Raw genomic sequence first — 15176 nt, forward strand, 5'->3', positions numbered from 1 at the left:
GATTTCAATTTGGATGATAAAGTGCCCAGAACCTCAGACCGCGCCCACTTCGTTGAGGAAATCGCCCAGTTTCTTGTCCGTGCCGCTCACGTGGCTGGTCCACCAGTCAGTGAGGTAGTCCAGCAGTTCGGCCGAGAGGTCGTTCTTGCCCGCGGCGTAGTCGCCCAGAAATCCCAGGACGCGGTCGGTGAACTCCAGGTGCTGGTCCAGGTGGGCCGAGGTCTCGGGATAGTCGTGCTCCAGCATCAGCCGCTCCTCGGTGGCGAAGTGGTAGCCCGCGTAGTCCGAGAGCTCGCGGATGGTGGCGGCCAGGTGTTCCCGCTCGCGTCCGGCCATGTACGCCTCGAACAGCTCGTTGATGAGGCCGGTCAGGTGGTCGTGCTGGCGGTCCATGGCCTCCACGCCCACGTGGTAGGACTCGTCCCATTTGATGCGCGGGGTCATCCATCCTCCCCGGGCAGCCACTGCACCCACAGCCTGCGGGAGCGCGGGCCGTCGTACTCGCAGAAGAACACGCGCTGCCAGGTGCTCAGCCGCACCTCGCCGCCGCTGACCGGCAGAAGCTGGCCGCAGCCGGTGAGGCTGGATTTGATGTGGGCGTCGGAGTTGCCCTCGGCGTGGCGGTAGTCGTCCTTGTGGGGGATGAGCTTGCCCAGGTTCACGGCGATGTCGCGGGCCACGGCCGGATCCGCGCCCTCGTTGACCGTCACCGCGCCGGTGGTGTGGGGGCAGTAGAGCAACAGGGCGCCCTCGCCCCAGCTCTTCTCCGACACCATGTCCTGCACGTCCTGGGTGATGTCGATCAACTCTTCGCGCTTGCGGGAGGTGACGGAGAGCGTGAGCATCAGGCCGACTCCTTCTCGATGTGCTCGGCGATGGTGGCGTCGACGCGCTGGATGTGGTTCAGCCACCAGTCGGTGAGGTAGTCCAGCACCTCCGGGGTCAGGTTCTCGCCGCTTTCCACCGAAGCCAGCAGAAAACCGATGGTCTTGTTGGCGAATTCACGGTGGCGCGCCTTGTGCGCCTCCAGCTCGGGATAGCCGATCTCGGCCATGAGCTTTTCCTCGTCCGCGAAGTGGTAGAGGGTGTAGTCGCTCACTTCGCGGATGGTCCTGGCCAGCACGTCCTGCTCACGGCCCTGCATGTAGGCGTAGTAGAGTTCGTTGATCAGGCCGGTCAGCTTCTCGTGCTGGGCGTCGATGCGCTCCACGCCGATCCTGAGGTCGTCTGTCCACTCGATTTGCGGCATGCGGTCTCCCTTGGATGCTTGTCCCCAGAATACGTGCTTTGCCCGCCAGGGGCAACGGACGCGCCCGGAAGAATCACTCCGGCTTGCGCGCGCTGACGATGAAGACCGGGTTGCCGCTCTTCAGCCGTTCGTCCGCGCCCAGCGGCTCGGACACGCTGCACTGCACCTGCTGGATGGCGTGGGGCCAGCCCAACTCGGCCAAGTGCGCCTTGATGCGGCTCAGCGAGTCCAGCAGGATGGCATGGGCCGTCAGCCGTCCGCCGGGCAGCAGCCGCTGGCAGGCGGCGCGCAGCAGGTCGTCCCCCTCGCCCAGGCCGCCGCCGATGAAGATGCGGTCGGGGTCGGGCAGCTCGTCCAGGCAGGCCGGGGCCTCGCCCCGCACCGGGCGGACCAGCCAGGCACCGGTGCGGCGCACGTTCTCCTTGAGCTGCTCGAACCGCTCCGGTTCGCGCTCCACCGCCTCCACCCGGCCTTCGCGGGCCAGGAAAGCGGCCTCGATGGCCACAGAGCCGGAGCCGGCGCCCAGGTCCCAAACCGTGGAGGAGGGCTGGATGGCCAGGGCGGCCAGTCCCACTGCCCGCACCTGCCACTTGGTGATCAGCCCGGCCTCGTGGGCGAAGTCCTCGTCCGGGATGCCCAGGCGCAACTGCACGCGCGGCGAGCGGATGCGCTCAAGCACCACCAGGTTCAGGCTGGAGAACCGCTCCATGGCCACGTGGCGCAGGTGGTAGGTGCCCACACGCTCCGACTCGCTGTCCAGGTCCTCGAAGACCCACATGGAGAAGTCCTCGGCCCCGCGTTCCATCATGGCGCGGGCTATGGCGGCGGGGGTGTTCTCCTCGTCGGTGAAGACGGCCACCCAGTCCTTGCCGGTGAGGGCGGCGAAAAGGGGAGCGTAGTCCGAGCGGCCGTGCAGGGAGACCATGCGGATGTCGTGCCAGGGCAGACCAAGCCGGGCGGCCGCTGTCTGCAGGGTGGTCACGCCGGGATGGATGCGCAGGCTGTTCCTGCCCAGGGCCTCGGCCAGGCGGCGGCCGATGCCGTAGAAGAGGGGGTCTCCGTCGGCCAGCACCAACACCCGTTTGCCTTCCTCGGCGCGCCCGCGCAGGGTGTCGATGGTTTCCTCCAGGGGGGAGGAGAGCACCACCCGTTCGCACTCAAGGTCGGGAAAGGCGTCAAGCTGCCGCTTCCCCCCAGCCAACACCTCCGCCCGGGCGGCCAGTTCGCGCACCCCTTCGGGGGCTTTGCCCGGGTTCAGCCCCAGGCCCACTACGTCGATCTTGTTCACGTCTGTCCCTTTGTGTCGTCGTGCAGAAGCCGCCCGTCCAAGTCGAAAGCCAAATACTCCGCGCGGATGGGCCGTCCGGCGAAGGCCAGGGCGTGGCCCCTGGCCCGCTCCGCCAGCAGCCCGGCCAGGCGGCCGGCGGCGGCCTCGTCCAGCAGGCCCAGGGCCTGCCGGGCGGTGTTGGCCCCGGCCACGCGTTCGGCGGTGGCGCGGTTGGCCCCGGCCCGGGCCACCAACGCGGCCAGGGCGTTGAAATCCAGTTCTCCGCTGTGGGCGTGGGTATATGCCATGCCTTGGGCATGCTTGACCAGCTTGCCGAAGAAGACCCCCCAAACGACGCGGGGGAAGTCCAGCCGGGCGGCCTCGGCGCAGGCGTGCTCGAAGAAGTCGGCCGCCTGGACGAAGGCCTCGTCGCGGGCCTCGGGAAAACGCTGGCGCAAGAGCCTGAGGCTGCGGCCGCCCGTGCAGAGAAAGGCGGCGCCGCAGCCCAGGGCCCGGGCCACGGAAAGCTCCTCGGACACGGTGGCGGCCCAGGACTCGTGGGAAAACGGCTTCACCGTGCCCCGGGTGCCCAGGATGGAGACCCCGCCGTGGATGCCCAGGCGGGGGTTCATGGTGCGGCGCGCCAGTTCCTGGCCGCCCTCCACCTCCACAACCACCGAGGCGCCGCCCGGCCGGCCGGCCAGGGCCTCGCGCACGGCCGCCTCGATCTGGGCGCGGGGCGCGGGGTTGATGGCCGCCCGGCCGGGGGGCACAGGCAAGCCGGGCAGGGTGGCCCGGCCCACGCCGCGTCCGCCCTCCACCGCCACCAGGGGGTTGGGCGTCAGCCGGACAATCGCCTCGATGCGCGCGCCACCGGTGACGTCCGGGTCGTCGCCCGCGTCCTTGAGCACCGCGCCCCGGGCGGCGGGGCCCTCGCGGGAGACTCCGGCCAGAGGGACAGCCAGGCGGCCGCCGCCCGGCAGGGGTACGTCCACGGCCTCGCCGAGGGTGCGGCCGAGGAGCAGCAGCGCGGCGGCCTTGGCCGCGGCTGCGGCCGCCGTGCCCGTGGTAAATCCCTCGCGCAGTTCCCCGCGCTTCGCCGATGCCACGCGCGACCCTCCTAGAGCCGTTCCTCGATCTTCTTGTGGATCTGCCGCGATGCCTCCTTGTCGCCCAGCCAGCCCACGCGGATGGCCACGGTCACGGTGCCGGGCGCGATCCAGTCGATGTCCACCCAGACACGTTCCTCATCGTTCTCGGCGCGCACCTCGGCCTCGTCCGGCTCGAAGGAACGGTCCGTGACCCGGTAGCCCATGTCCTCGCAGGCCAGGGCCGAGGCCTCCAGGGTGTTCTCCACCGAGGCGTAGTAGTCGCGCTTGAGCCAGCCGTCCATGTAGGCCCATGTTCCGGCCACGGCCGCCGTGCCCGCGATGACCGCGGCGCAGCCGGAGAGCAGGAGCATGGCCACGAGAAGAAGGGGAAGTCCGTATTGGCGTCGCATGAGGATCCTCCGGGTTAGTCGGCCCCTTTGGCGCAGGCGGTCACGAAATTGGCGGCCAGCGCGGGGTTGGAACCGAAATGCAAGTGAATGTAGGAAGCCGCCGTTTGGTGGCGGGTGAAGCCTTCGGGCCCCTCTCTGGGGCCGTTGCGGTCGGCTGTGCTGAAGAGGGTGGCCTGGCGGTAGGTCTCCTCCGGGATGGAGGAGTAATGGAATTCGTGTCCCCGCGCCAGGGTTCCGGCGGGGCCGAGGATGGAGTCCTGTCGCGTTTCCACGGCCCGGTAGCCAAGGGCCGAGAAGCGGGCGTTCATGGTGGCCCGGTAGGGGAAGAGGCCGCACATGCGGCACAGTTGTCCGGTGTCCATGACCAGGGAGTCCATGAGGAACATGAAGCCGCCGCACTCGGCGTAGATGGGCAGGCCGGACTCAGCCAGGCCGCGCACCGCCCGGCGCATGGAGGCGTTGTCCGACAGGCGCAGGCCGTGCAGCTCTGGGTAGCCTCCGCCCAGGTACAGGCCGTCCAGGTTCTCCGGGGGGCGGCGGTCGGCCACCGGGGAGAAGGGCACCAGTTCCGCGCCCGCCGCCCGCAGCAGCCGCAGGTTTTCGTGGTAGTAGAAACGGAAGGCCGGGTCCCAGGCCAAGCCGATGCGCGCCCGTGGCGGGGCGGGCTCGGGGTCGGCGGACGGGGCTGGGTCGCACTCCGGCAGGGTGTCGAGCAGGGAGTCCAGATCCAGGGAGGACTCCACCCATTCGGCCAGGGCACCCAGGCGGGACGGGTTCAGGTGCTCCTCGGCCTGCACCAGCCCCAAGTGGCGCGAGGGAGCGGCCAGCCCCTCGTCGCGCAGCAGGATGCCCACCGGCAGGTCGATGCCGGACTGGGCCAGGGCTTGGCGGAGAATCTCGCCGTGGCGGGGGGAGCCCACGCGGTTGAGGAGCACGCCGCAAAAGGCGAGTTCCGGGTCGAAGTCCAGGTAGCCGCGCACCATGGCCGCGGCCGAGCGGGCCATGGCCGAGGCGTCCGCGGCCAGCAGCACGGGCAGCCCCAACAGTTTGGCGGTGTGGGCGGCGGACCCCTCCTCGGTGAGGCCGAAGCCGTCGAACAGGCCCATGGCCCCCTCGATGACGGCCACGTCCGCACCCTGGACGTGGCGGGCGAAGATTTCCCGCACGCCGCCGGGGCCGCACATCCAGGAGTCGAGGTTGTGGCAGGGGCGTCCCGAGGCCGCTTCCAGGAAGCCGGGGTCTATGAAGTCCGGACCGCACTTGAAGGGGGCCACCCGCAGGCCGCGGCGGGACAAGGCCGCCGCCAGACCGAGGGCGGCCGAGGTCTTTCCGCAACCGCTGCGGGTTCCGGCCACAACCACGCCGCGCATGGGCCGGATATAGAGGAAATCGGGGCGGAAGGGAAACCCCGGAGCGGATTTTTTCAGGTCGCGCGGCTCGACGAGGGGGGAGCGCGGGAAGCGCCGGAGGTCAGGAGGATCGCTTGAATTGCGGATCCGCCGGCTGCTGCTTCTTTTGGCCCTGCTGCTTGTTCTGGCCGTTCTGCTGCTGGTTCTGCTGCTTGCCCTGCCCCTGCTTCTGGCCGTTGCCCTGCTTGGCCACGGAGGGGTCGGCGGTGGCGGCCAGCTCCACCATCTGTTGCATGGAGTCCTCGATGGAGGACTGCTCCTCCACGAGCTGCGTCAGGAATTTGTTGATGGGGCCGACGAGGTCCAGGGCCTTGTCGATTTCCGGGTTGGCCCCGCGCTGGTAGGCGCCGATGTTCACCATGTCCTCCACCCGGCGGTAGGTGGAGAGGTTGCGCACCAGCACCCGCCCGGCGGCCTGCTCCTGGGTGGAGGTGATGTCCGTGCGCAGGCGCGAGACGGAGCGCAGCACGTCGATGGAGGGGTAGTGGCCCTGGTCCGCCAGCTCGCGGGTGAGGACCACGTGGCCGTCCAGAATGGAGCGGGTGGCGTCGGCGATGGGCTCGGTGAGGTCGTCGCCGTCCACCAGGACGGTGTAGATGCCGGTGATGGAGCCTTTGCCGCTGCGCCCTGCCCGCTCCAGCAGCTTGGGCAGGGCGGAAAAGACCGAGGGGGTGTAGCCGCCGCGCGTGGGGGGTTCGCCCGCGGCCAGGCCCACCTCGCGCCCGGCCATGCAGAAGCGCGTCACCGAGTCCATCATCAGCAGCACGTCCTTGCCCTGGTCGCGGAAGTGCTCGGCCATGGAGGTGGCGGCGTAAGCGCAGCGCATGCGGATGAGGGGAGAGGTGTCCGAGGTGGCGATGACCAGCACCGAGCGCTTCATGCCCTCCGGCCCCAGGTCGCGCTCCATGAACTCCACCACCTCGCGGCCGCGCTCGCCCACCAGGCAGATGACGTTGACGTCCGCCTTGGTGTAGCGGGCCATCATGCCCAAAAGCGTCGATTTCCCGACACCCGACCCAGCCATGATGCCCACGCGCTGCCCCTTGCCCAGGGTGAGCAGGGAGTTGATGGCCCGCACACCCACGTCCAGGGGCTCGGAGATGCGGGGCCGGTCCAGGGGGTTGGGCGGCTCGCAGTAGAGGGGGTTGTAGTCCCCGGGCGTGACGGGCTCGCCCTTGTCCATGGGCTGGCCGAAGGCGTCCACCGCCCGGCCCAGGTACTGCTCGCCCACGGGCATGAGCGGCGGGGTGGCCGAGTTGCGGATGAGCGAGCCGGGGCGGGTGCCGCGCAGTTCCGAGTAGGGCATGAAGAGCAGCGCCCCGTCGCGGAAGCCGACCACCTCCGCCGGGATGGGCGCGGAGTCGTCCTCGGGCAGCAAGGAGCAGACCGAACCAAGGGGGGCCTTGATGCCGCGCCCCTCGGCGATGAGGCCCACGACCTTGCTGACCTTGCCGTAGGTGATGGACGGCTCCACGGCCTCGAAGAGCCGCAGGCATCCCTTGGGGTCCATGGGCTAGCCGTTCTCCTTGGTCTCGTCCGGGAAGGGCGGGGCCTCGCCGGAGCGCAGGTGCTCGAAAAGGGGTTCTATCTGGGCCAGACGGGTGTCCACGGTGTTGTCCACCATGCCCTCGTCCGATTCGATGACCATGCCCCCCAGCTCGATCTGTTGGTCCGGCTTGACCGTGAAGCGCTCCAGGGCGGGGAAGCGGTCGCGCACGTGGTTGACCAGCGCCTCCACCAGCTCCGCCTCGTCCGGGTTGACCCGGATGGTCAGCTGGCGCATGGAGTCGATGGCCTCCAGGGACTCGTGCAGAATCTTGTCCAGGGCCTCCTCCTTGCGCTCGTCGTACTCCACGGCCACGGCCTTGCGCACGGCCAGGCGGATGAGGGCCACGAAGTCCTCGCGCTGGGACTCCCAGACGCGGGAGGCCTGGTTGGCCACGTTGGTCAGGGCGCGGCCCACTGACTCGGCCAGGGCGGTCTGCTCGGCCTCGATCTGCTCGCGGGCTTGCTCAACGCCCTCCTGATAGCCCCTGTCCGTGGCCTCCTTGCGCAACTGTTCCGCCTGCTGTTCCGCCTCGGCCACGATGGACTTGGCCATCTCCGTGGCCTTGTTCTTGACGCGGTCGATGAGTTCCTGGTTGGTGCTCTCGTCCCACACCGGGCGGCGCTTGCCCTCCAGCTCCTGCAGGGAGGTTTGCTCCGGGCCGGGGGTGTCCACCCCCAGAAAGACGCGGCCCGTGGACTTAGATGAAGACATCGCCGGACCCCCGGCCGATGACGATGCGGCCCTCGGCCTCCAGCCTGCGCACCGCCTTGACGATGTTCTGCTGGGCCGACTCCACGTCGGACAGGCGCACCGGGCCCATGATCTCCAAGTCCTCGCGGATCATGGTGGCGGCGCGCTCGGAGAGGTTCTTGAAGAACTTCTCCTTGAGCTCGTCCGAGGCGCCCTTGAGGGCGGTGGTCAGCTCGTCGTTGGCCACCTCCTTGAGCAGCTCGCGGATGGAGCGGTCGTCCAGGCCCTTGACGTCCTCGAAGACGAACATCAGGTTGCGGATTTCCTCGGCCATCTGGGCGGATTCCTCTTCGATCTCCGAGAGGACCTCCTCCTCGGTCTGGCGGTCCACCGCGTTGAGCACTTCGGCCACGGCGTTGACGCCGCCCACCTTCTTGCCTTCCTTGCCGCCCATGGCGATGAGTTGCGACTGCAGCACCTTGTCAACTTCCATGAGCATGTCCTCGGCCACGGCCTCCAGCTTGGCCAAGCGCATGAGCACCTCGGAGCGCACGCCGGTGGGAAGGTTCTGCAGCAGGTCCGCGGCCTGGTCCGGGTGCAGGTGGCCCAGGATGAGGGCCAGGGTCTGGGGATGCTCGTTGCGCAGGATCTGGGCCAGGATGCGCGGAGAAACGTTCTCCAGCTCGCGGAATGGCGCGGGGCCGGCGTCCAGCTCCAGCTGGTCCATGATGAACTTGGCCGTGTCGCCGTCCAGGGACTTGGTCAGCAGCTTCTTGACCTGGTCCACGCCGCCCATGAGCAGTTCCTGGCCGTAGGCCATGGTCTCGTTGAACTCCCGTAGGACCTCCTCGACCTGCTCCTTGGGCACGCTCTCCAACTCCAGCATGGACCTGGAGACGGCCGCGATCTCGTTGCGCTCCATGCGCTTGAAGACCTCGGAGGTGAACTTCTCGCCCAGGGCGAGAAGCAGGATGGCCGATTTCTCGTTGCCGGTGAAGTCGCCCTGCTGGGCCATTTACGCCGCCTCCTGCTTGAGCCAGTTCTTGAGGACGGCCACCGCCTGGTCCATATCCTGTTCGGAGAGCTGCAGGGCCTGGGCCTTGGCGTTCTCCAGCCTGCGCTGCAGGTCCAGGGCCTCCTCTTCCACGCCCTCTTCCAGGGCCAGGCGGTCCTCGGCCTCGGGCAGGCCCACCAGTTCCTCCACTTCCTCCTCGGCCACGCGGGGCTTGATGAGGGCCAGGACGACCGGCCGCACCACCAGGATGAGGAAGAGGAAAATGAGCAGGCCGTTGAGGAACGGTTTGCCCAGCCGCTGCATGTACTCCATCATGGTCTGCAGCAGGGAGGGTTCGGTGTAGAGATCCGGGCCGCCGAAGGAGGTGGAGGTCACTTCCAGGGTGTCGCCCCTGGCCTCGTCAAAGCCCACGGCGTTGCGCACCAGCTCGCGGATCTGTTGCATCTCCTCTTCGGAGCGGGGCACGTAGACCGACTCGGTGGAGCCATCCTCCGTCGTTTGCTTCTCGTATTTCCCGTCCACGATAACCGCCACGGAGAGGCGCTGCAACTCGCCCACCGGGGCCACGATCTGCTGCTCTTCCTTGTTGATCTCGAAGTTCGTGGTGCGGCTCTCCCGCTCGGACTCGCGGGAGGACAGGGAGCCGGTGAAGCCGTCGCCGCGAAAGTTCGCGTCGGGCGCGCCGCCCTCCATGTTGGCCTGGCCGGAGGTGGTCTCGGAGGAGCGGGTCTCGGAGCGGACCACGGTGTTGTCCGGGTCGTACAGCTCCTTGGTGATGGTTTTCTGGGAGAAGTCCACCTTCGGGTTTACCCGGGCCACGGCCTTGCCGGGGCCGCCCACGATGGGCATGAGCAGCTGCTCGATGCGCTGTTCCAGGCTGCGGGCGATCTGCTTCTTGTAGTCCAGCTGGGCCATGGTCATGCCGGAGACCGAATCCTCGGCGTCCGGCTGGAAGAGCACCTGGCCGCGGGTGTCGGCGATGGTGATGTTGGACTTGTCCAGCCCTTCCACCGAGGAAGCCACCAGGTTGACGATGGCCTGGACCTGCTTGCCCTCGATCTCCTGGCCCTCGACCAGCTGCAGCACCACCGAGGCGGTGGGCGGGGCCTCCTCCTCGATGAACAGGCTCTTGGCCGGAATGGCCAGATGCACCCTGGCGCGCTCCACCTCGGGGAATTCGGTGATGGTGCGGGACAGCTCGCCCTGCAGGGCGCGCTGGTAGTTGATGCGCTGCACGAAGTCGGTCTGGCCGATCTGCACGTTGTCGAACAGCTCGAAGCCCATGCCCTGCCCGTGGACCACGCCCTCGCCGGCCACCTTGAGGCGGATGTCGTAGAGTTGGTCCGCCGGGACCAGGATGGTGGTGCCGGAGTCCTCCAGCTTATGGGGGACGTTCTGGCCCTCCAGCACGCCGACCACGCGGTTGGCGTCCTCCGGCGAGAGCTTGCTGTAGAGGACCTTGTAGTTGGGCTGGTTCAGCCAGTAGACCATGAGGATGAAGGCCAGCACCACCGAGGCGGCCAGGCCGCCGATGAGGATGCGCTGGGCCGCGGTCCGGCCCCCCCAGAAGGAGGTTATCTTTTCCCAGGTGTTGTTCAAGGCGGCGGACATCTGCTAGCTCCCGTACCGTGGTGGTGTGACCGCGCGTCCCCTACAGGGACATGCGCATGATTTCCTTGTAGGCGGTCATGACCTTGTTGCGCACGGCCGAGGTCATGCTCATGGCCACCCCGGCCTTCTGCAGGCTGATCATCACTTCATGCACGTTGGTGTTCTTGCCTGTGGCGAAGTTCTCCACCATGTCCACGCCCTTGAACTGCTGCTCGTTGACTTCCTTGAGGGAGTCCGTGACCGTCTCGGAAAAGGAACGGGGCTGTTGCTCGGTCTTCTGGACCTGGGACTGGACCTGCTGCATCTTCTGCTGCCGGTCCTGGGCCACCTGCTGGTAGGCCTTGAGCGCGGCGTTGCCGATGGGGGTTACTGCCATGACGATGCCTCCTTATCCCTGTCCGATGAGCACGGCCTTGCCGTACATCTGCTTGGCGGCCTCGATGGAGGCGGCGCTGGCCTCGTACGACCGCATGGCCGTGATCATGTTGGCCATCTCCTCCACCACGTTGATGTCCGGGAAGAGCACGTAGCCCTCCTCGTTGGCGTCGGGGTGGCCCGGGTCGTGGACTTCCTTGAAGGGACGCTGGTCCTCCACCACGCCGGAAACCTTGACGCCCTGCAGCTCGCGGTTGTTGGCGTCCCACATCTCCTTGGAGAAGGGTGAGTAGACGTCGGTGCTCTCGAAGTTGAGGGACTTGCGCACGTAGGGCGTGCCCTCGGGCGTGCGCGTGGTGTTGATGTTGGCCAGGTTCATGGAAATGATGTTCAGGTAGCTGCGCTCGGCGGAAAGACCCGAGGCGGCCACGTCCAGTGCGCTCATGAAGTCCATGGCTTACTTGCTCCCGTCCATGATGATTTTGGTCAGGCCGTCGAAATGTTTTTTCATGAGTGTGGCCAGGGTGTTGTACTGCATGGCGTTCTTCTGCATGGTGGCCATCTCCTTATCCAGGTCCACTTGGTCCTCGCCGTGGGTCACGCGCACGTCGAAGCCCTTGTCCACCGCGGCGTCGAAGGAGGTGGGGTCGAACTTGGAGGGCATGTGTTCGCCGTTGGTGCGCGTCATCCTTCCCTGGGCGTCCTGGTTGAGCGCGTTCTGCAGCTCCTTCTCGAAATGGATCTCCCTGGGCTGGTAGCCTGGGGTGGTGATGTTGGCCAGGTTGCCCATGACGAGGTTTTGACGCTCCAGCCTCAGGTCCATGGCCTTGTGCATGAGGTTCATGTAGGGCGTGAAAAGCTTCATGGGGCGTTCTCCTTGGTCCCGGGCCTCCCTGCGGGGCTTTCACGGGATTCGCGGCGGATAAAGCAAGAGCCATTCCATGCCACTCAAGTGCCATGAATAGCAGGGTAAAAATTGTTTTGGAGGGGTTTCGGAAGAGGTGGGGGAGCCCACCTCGTCAAAGGGATGGCCTCAAGTCGGGCCGGTGCGTGTCCGAAAACGGAATGCGGCTGGACGATTTTGGCGCCGGGGTGTTTGGCATGATGGTTGCTTCTTCCCCAGCGCCCGGCTCCAACCGGGAAAAACCATCCGGGCCGCCAGCGGCCCAAAACGATCCCAAGGGGCTGTTATGGGAACGGCCCGCGGACGGAGGGAGTCATGAGTCACCTGGACTACGAGATCAACAAGGAACTGGGCGAGTGCTACCTCTTCATGGGCGACCTGGAGAAGGCGGAGGAGTACTACCAGAAGGCCGCGTCCTCCAATGGCGTGCACCCCGACCCCTATCTGGGACTGGCCACCATCGCCGTGCACCGTGGCCATCTGGACGCCGCGCTGCACCTGTACGAAAAGGCCGCCGACATCCAGACCGACGACAAGTCGCTCTCCGGCATGGCCCTGTGCAAGTCGGAGATGGGCATGGAGGAGGAGGCCTTCGGCCACTTCGCCGCCGCCCTGGAGAAGAACCCGGAGAACATGATCGCCCTGTACGGCATCATCCGCCTCGGCCACGCCCTGAACCGGCTGAACGAGGTCATCCCGCACCTGGAGAGCTATCTGGAGCTTGACCCGCACAAGCACGAGATCCGTTTCTCCCTGGCGGGCTGCAAGATGAGCCTGGGCGAGAACGGCGACGCGCGGCAGCACCTGGAGCGCATCGTCGAGGCCGACCCGGAAAACGACGCCGCCAGACAGCTTTTGGACCAGCTGCGCGAAGCCGCGTAGCCGAAAACGGTCCGACAGACTCCCCTCCCATCCGGCGTTCCGCCCCCGGCCCGAAACGGGCCGGGGCGGGGCGCACCGGGCGCTGGAGAGGGGCCCGGCTTGCCAAGCCGGGGCAAATCCGGCACAGTTCCGCTCTCAAGAAAGGAGACTGTGCATGGACTTTTTGCCTGTTCGGCGCGCCCTTCTCAGCGTTACGGACAAATCCGGACTTCCCGAGTTCGCCAAATACCTGGCCGACGCCGGGGTGACGCTGGTTTCCACCGGCGGCACCAAGCGCATGCTGGAGGAAGGCGGCCTGCCCGTCACCGGCGTTTCCGAGGTGACCGGCTTCCCCGAGATCATGGGCGGACGCGTCAAGACGCTGCATCCCCATATCCACGCCGGGGTCCTGGCGGACAAGGACGAGCCGGACCACCTCTCGACCCTTTCCGAACTGGGCATCGAGCCCTTCGACCTAGTCTGCGTCAATCTGTATGACTTCGCCGACGCCGCCCGCAAGGGACTGGGCCTGCGCGAGGCCGTGGAGCAGATCGACATCGGCGGCCCCACCCTGCTGCGGGCCGCGGCCAAGAACTACCACTCCATGCTGGTAGTCCCCTCGCCGGGCCACTACCAGCGCGTGCGCGAGGAACTGGCGGAGAACGGCATGCGGGTCTCCCTGGCCCTGCGCAAGGAACTGGCCGCGGAGACCTTCCGGCGGGTCAGCAAGTACGACGCCCTGATTTCCGACTACCTTTTCCGCACCGAGGAACAGCCATAGCGACCAAGGTCCAAGGCCACACCGAAGGCCTCAAGCCATCCCAGCTCAAGGCGGTTTCCCGCCTGTACCAGCGCCGCTTCCCCAGCCAGGGGGGGCTGACGCCGGAACAGGCCGGGGAGCTGGCCCACCTGACCAGCGACACCGGTCGCCAGATCGGCCTGCTCATCGACCGCCTGGGCCGGGTGAAAATGGTCATCTGCGGCGACGCCTCCTCCATCTACATCCCGGACCTGGGCCGCTTCCGCCAGTCCGGCGGGCGGCTGCGCGGCCTGCGCTTGCTGCACACCCACCTCTCGGACGACGGCCTCACCCAGGAGGACCTCACCGACCTGCTCTTCCTGCGCCTGGACTCGGTGGCCGTGCTCACCGTGGGGGGCGAGGGCCGCCCCCGGCGCATGCAGCACGCCCACATCCTGCCGCCCAACCCGGACGGCGAGACCTGGGACGTGTCCGAACTGAAGCCGTGGGACCGGGTGGAGGCGGACTTCACCGCCCAGGCCGAGGCGCTGGAGGAGGAGCTGGCCCGGGTGGAGGCCGGCCGGGAGGTCACCGGCCAGGAGCGCGCCCTGCTGGTGCACGTGGGGCCGGAGCCCAAGGGCAGGCAGGAGTCCTCCCTGGACGAACTGGCCGACCTGTCGGGCACGGCCGGTCTGGCCGTCACCGGGCGGGTCTCCCAGCGCATCGCCAAGGTCAACCCCAAGACCATCCTGGGCAAGGGCAAGCTGGCGGAGCTGGAAGTGGAGGCCCTGCGCGGCGGGGCCTCGGTCATCATCTTCGACCGCGAGCTGACCCCGGCCCAACTGCGCAACCTGGCGGACGTCACCGAGCGCAAGGTGCTGGATCGCTCCCAACTCATCCTGGACATCTTCGCCCAGCACGCCACCACCAAGGCGGGCAAGCTGCAGGTGGAGCTGGCCCAGCTGCAGTACACCCTCCCCCGGCTGGTGGGGCAGAACAAGGCTTTCTCCCGGCTGGCGGGCGGCATCGGCGGCCGGGGCCCGGGCGAGACCAAGCTGGAGATCGACCGCCGCCGGGTTCGCGACCGCATCACCCGCGTGCGCAAGGATCTCAAGGAACTGCGCAAGCGGCGCGGCCTGCGCCGCCAGCGCCGGGCCAAGAGCGGCGTGCCCGTGGTGGCGCTGGTGGGCTACACCAACGCGGGCAAGTCCACTCTGCTCAACACCCTGACCAGCTCCGAGGTGCTGGCCGAGGACAAGCTCTTCGCCACCCTCGACCCCACCACCCGTCGCATCCGCTTCCCGCGCGAACGGGAGGTCATTCTCACGGACACGGTGGGCTTCATCCGCGAGCTGCCCAAGGAACTGCGCGAGGCCTTTCTGGCCACCCTTGAGGAACTGGAGGAGGCGGACCTGCTGGTCCACGTGGCCGACGCCTCCCACCCGGAACTGGAGGAGCGCGTGGAGGCGGTGGAGAACATTTTGGCGGACATGGACCTGGCCACAGTGCCCCGCGTGCTGGCCCTGAACAAGTGGGATCTGCTGGGCGACGAGGACAAGGCCCTGGTCAAAAACGCCCTGGGCTGGGGCATCCCCATCTTCGCCAAACGCCGCGACACCCTGGAGGAACTGGTGGAGGAAATTCTCTTCCGCCTGGAAGAGCCGCCGCCGGACGAGATGACGGTGATTTCTTGAAGATGTGTGGCGCGGCGGCAGGTGCAGTGGCCTATGATGAGTTGATATGATGCTTCTTTCTAGGTTTGTCGTTTATTTTCTAATATTTCCGGAGTTGTTCTTGCAGACTCAATTAGTTTGAGTATCGTCATCAAGTTCAGCAGTTATGAGTGAAATTGGCGAGATGATTTATGCCAGTACGTTATACAGATACGTCATAATATCAATCAACGTCACCAAGATCTCAATGATTCTGAATATCAGCATCGTATAGACCTCCTTACGTGGAAGTCACCAGCCGCCGACGCCTATGTGAATTTCACAGACCACAAT

General features: G+C 67.1%; 17 protein-coding genes. 3 read left to right on the forward strand and 14 right to left on the reverse strand.

Going from position 1 to position 15176, the window contains the following annotated elements:
- Nucleotides 1–33: 33 nt before the first annotated feature.
- The 14 genes from N911_RS0100720 to flgB all read right to left on the reverse strand — a co-directional run bounded on the left by N911_RS0100720 (nucleotide 34) and on the right by flgB (nucleotide 11531).
- A complete protein-coding gene (locus tag N911_RS0100720) occupies nucleotides 34–444 on the reverse strand; it encodes a bacteriohemerythrin (RefSeq protein WP_029893408.1) in 411 nt (136 codons plus the stop codon).
- Nucleotides 441–845, reverse strand: coding sequence for a secondary thiamine-phosphate synthase enzyme YjbQ (locus tag N911_RS0100725; protein ID WP_029893410.1), 405 nt, complete (start codon nucleotides 843–845; stop codon nucleotides 441–443). The genes N911_RS0100720 and N911_RS0100725 overlap by 4 nt, the downstream gene beginning before the upstream one ends.
- A complete protein-coding gene (locus tag N911_RS0100730; RefSeq protein WP_029893412.1) occupies nucleotides 845–1249 on the reverse strand; it encodes a bacteriohemerythrin in 405 nt (134 codons plus the stop codon). The genes N911_RS0100725 and N911_RS0100730 overlap by 1 nt, the downstream gene beginning before the upstream one ends.
- Before the next feature lie 73 nt (nucleotides 1250–1322).
- Entirely contained in the window at nucleotides 1323–2537 is a 1215-nt protein-coding gene (locus N911_RS0100735) for a bifunctional cobalt-precorrin-7 (C(5))-methyltransferase/cobalt-precorrin-6B (C(15))-methyltransferase (RefSeq protein ID WP_029893413.1), read from the reverse strand.
- Entirely contained in the window at nucleotides 2534–3625 is a 1092-nt protein-coding gene (gene cbiD, locus N911_RS0100740) for a cobalt-precorrin-5B (C(1))-methyltransferase CbiD (RefSeq protein ID WP_029893415.1), read from the reverse strand. The genes N911_RS0100735 and cbiD overlap by 4 nt, the downstream gene beginning before the upstream one ends.
- An 11-nt stretch (nucleotides 3626–3636) precedes the next feature.
- The gene (locus tag N911_RS0100745) at nucleotides 3637–4017 is read right to left on the reverse strand and encodes a DUF3568 family protein (protein WP_029893418.1); all 381 of its coding nucleotides are present in this window, start codon (nucleotides 4015–4017) and stop codon (nucleotides 3637–3639) included.
- Between the two features lie 14 nt (nucleotides 4018–4031).
- Nucleotides 4032–5387, reverse strand: a complete 1356-nt coding sequence (locus N911_RS0100750) for a cobyrinic acid a,c-diamide synthase CobB (RefSeq protein WP_029893420.1) — start codon at nucleotides 5385–5387, stop codon at nucleotides 4032–4034.
- Between the two features lie 100 nt (nucleotides 5388–5487).
- Complete coding sequence (locus N911_RS0100755) at nucleotides 5488–6936, reverse strand: FliI/YscN family ATPase (protein WP_035104169.1); 1449 nt, start codon at nucleotides 6934–6936, stop codon at nucleotides 5488–5490.
- Between the two features lie 3 nt (nucleotides 6937–6939).
- Entirely contained in the window at nucleotides 6940–7686 is a 747-nt protein-coding gene (locus N911_RS0100760; protein WP_035104171.1) for a FliH/SctL family protein, read from the reverse strand.
- Entirely contained in the window at nucleotides 7673–8680 is a 1008-nt protein-coding gene (gene fliG, locus N911_RS0100765) for a flagellar motor switch protein FliG (RefSeq protein WP_029893426.1), read from the reverse strand. Before fliG ends, N911_RS0100760 begins: the two co-directional genes overlap by 14 nt.
- A complete protein-coding gene (gene fliF / locus N911_RS0100770; RefSeq protein ID WP_029893428.1) occupies nucleotides 8681–10291 on the reverse strand; it encodes a flagellar basal-body MS-ring/collar protein FliF in 1611 nt (536 codons plus the stop codon).
- A 40-nt stretch (nucleotides 10292–10331) separates the two neighbouring features.
- Nucleotides 10332–10667 (reverse strand): flagellar hook-basal body complex protein FliE, encoded by a 336-nt coding sequence (gene fliE / locus N911_RS0100775; protein WP_029893430.1) that lies wholly within the window; start codon nucleotides 10665–10667, stop codon nucleotides 10332–10334.
- Nucleotides 10668–10679: 12 nt separating this feature from the next.
- The gene (flgC, locus tag N911_RS0100780; RefSeq protein WP_029893431.1) at nucleotides 10680–11120 is read right to left on the reverse strand and encodes a flagellar basal body rod protein FlgC; all 441 of its coding nucleotides are present in this window, start codon (nucleotides 11118–11120) and stop codon (nucleotides 10680–10682) included.
- A 3-nt stretch (nucleotides 11121–11123) separates the two neighbouring features.
- Entirely contained in the window at nucleotides 11124–11531 is a 408-nt protein-coding gene (gene flgB, locus N911_RS0100785) for a flagellar basal body rod protein FlgB (protein WP_029893433.1), read from the reverse strand.
- 354 nt (nucleotides 11532–11885) lie between these two features.
- Between flgB and N911_RS0100790 the strand changes: the two genes are divergently transcribed.
- The 3 genes from N911_RS0100790 to hflX all read left to right on the forward strand — a co-directional run bounded on the left by N911_RS0100790 (nucleotide 11886) and on the right by hflX (nucleotide 14864).
- On the forward strand, nucleotides 11886–12452 hold the full coding sequence (locus tag N911_RS0100790; protein ID WP_029893435.1) for a tetratricopeptide repeat protein: 567 nt from the start codon (nucleotides 11886–11888) through the stop codon (nucleotides 12450–12452).
- A 154-nt stretch (nucleotides 12453–12606) separates the two neighbouring features.
- On the forward strand, nucleotides 12607–13212 hold the full coding sequence (locus tag N911_RS0100795) for an IMP cyclohydrolase (protein WP_029893437.1): 606 nt from the start codon (nucleotides 12607–12609) through the stop codon (nucleotides 13210–13212).
- A 182-nt stretch (nucleotides 13213–13394) separates the two neighbouring features.
- Nucleotides 13395–14864, forward strand: coding sequence for a GTPase HflX (gene hflX, locus N911_RS0100800; protein ID WP_482764176.1), 1470 nt, complete (start codon nucleotides 13395–13397; stop codon nucleotides 14862–14864).
- Nucleotides 14865–15176 lie beyond the last annotated feature (312 nt).

The sequence above is a fragment of the Desulfohalovibrio reitneri genome, from assembly GCF_000711295.1.
GTDB lineage: Bacteria > Desulfobacterota > Desulfovibrionia > Desulfovibrionales > Desulfovibrionaceae > Desulfohalovibrio > Desulfohalovibrio reitneri.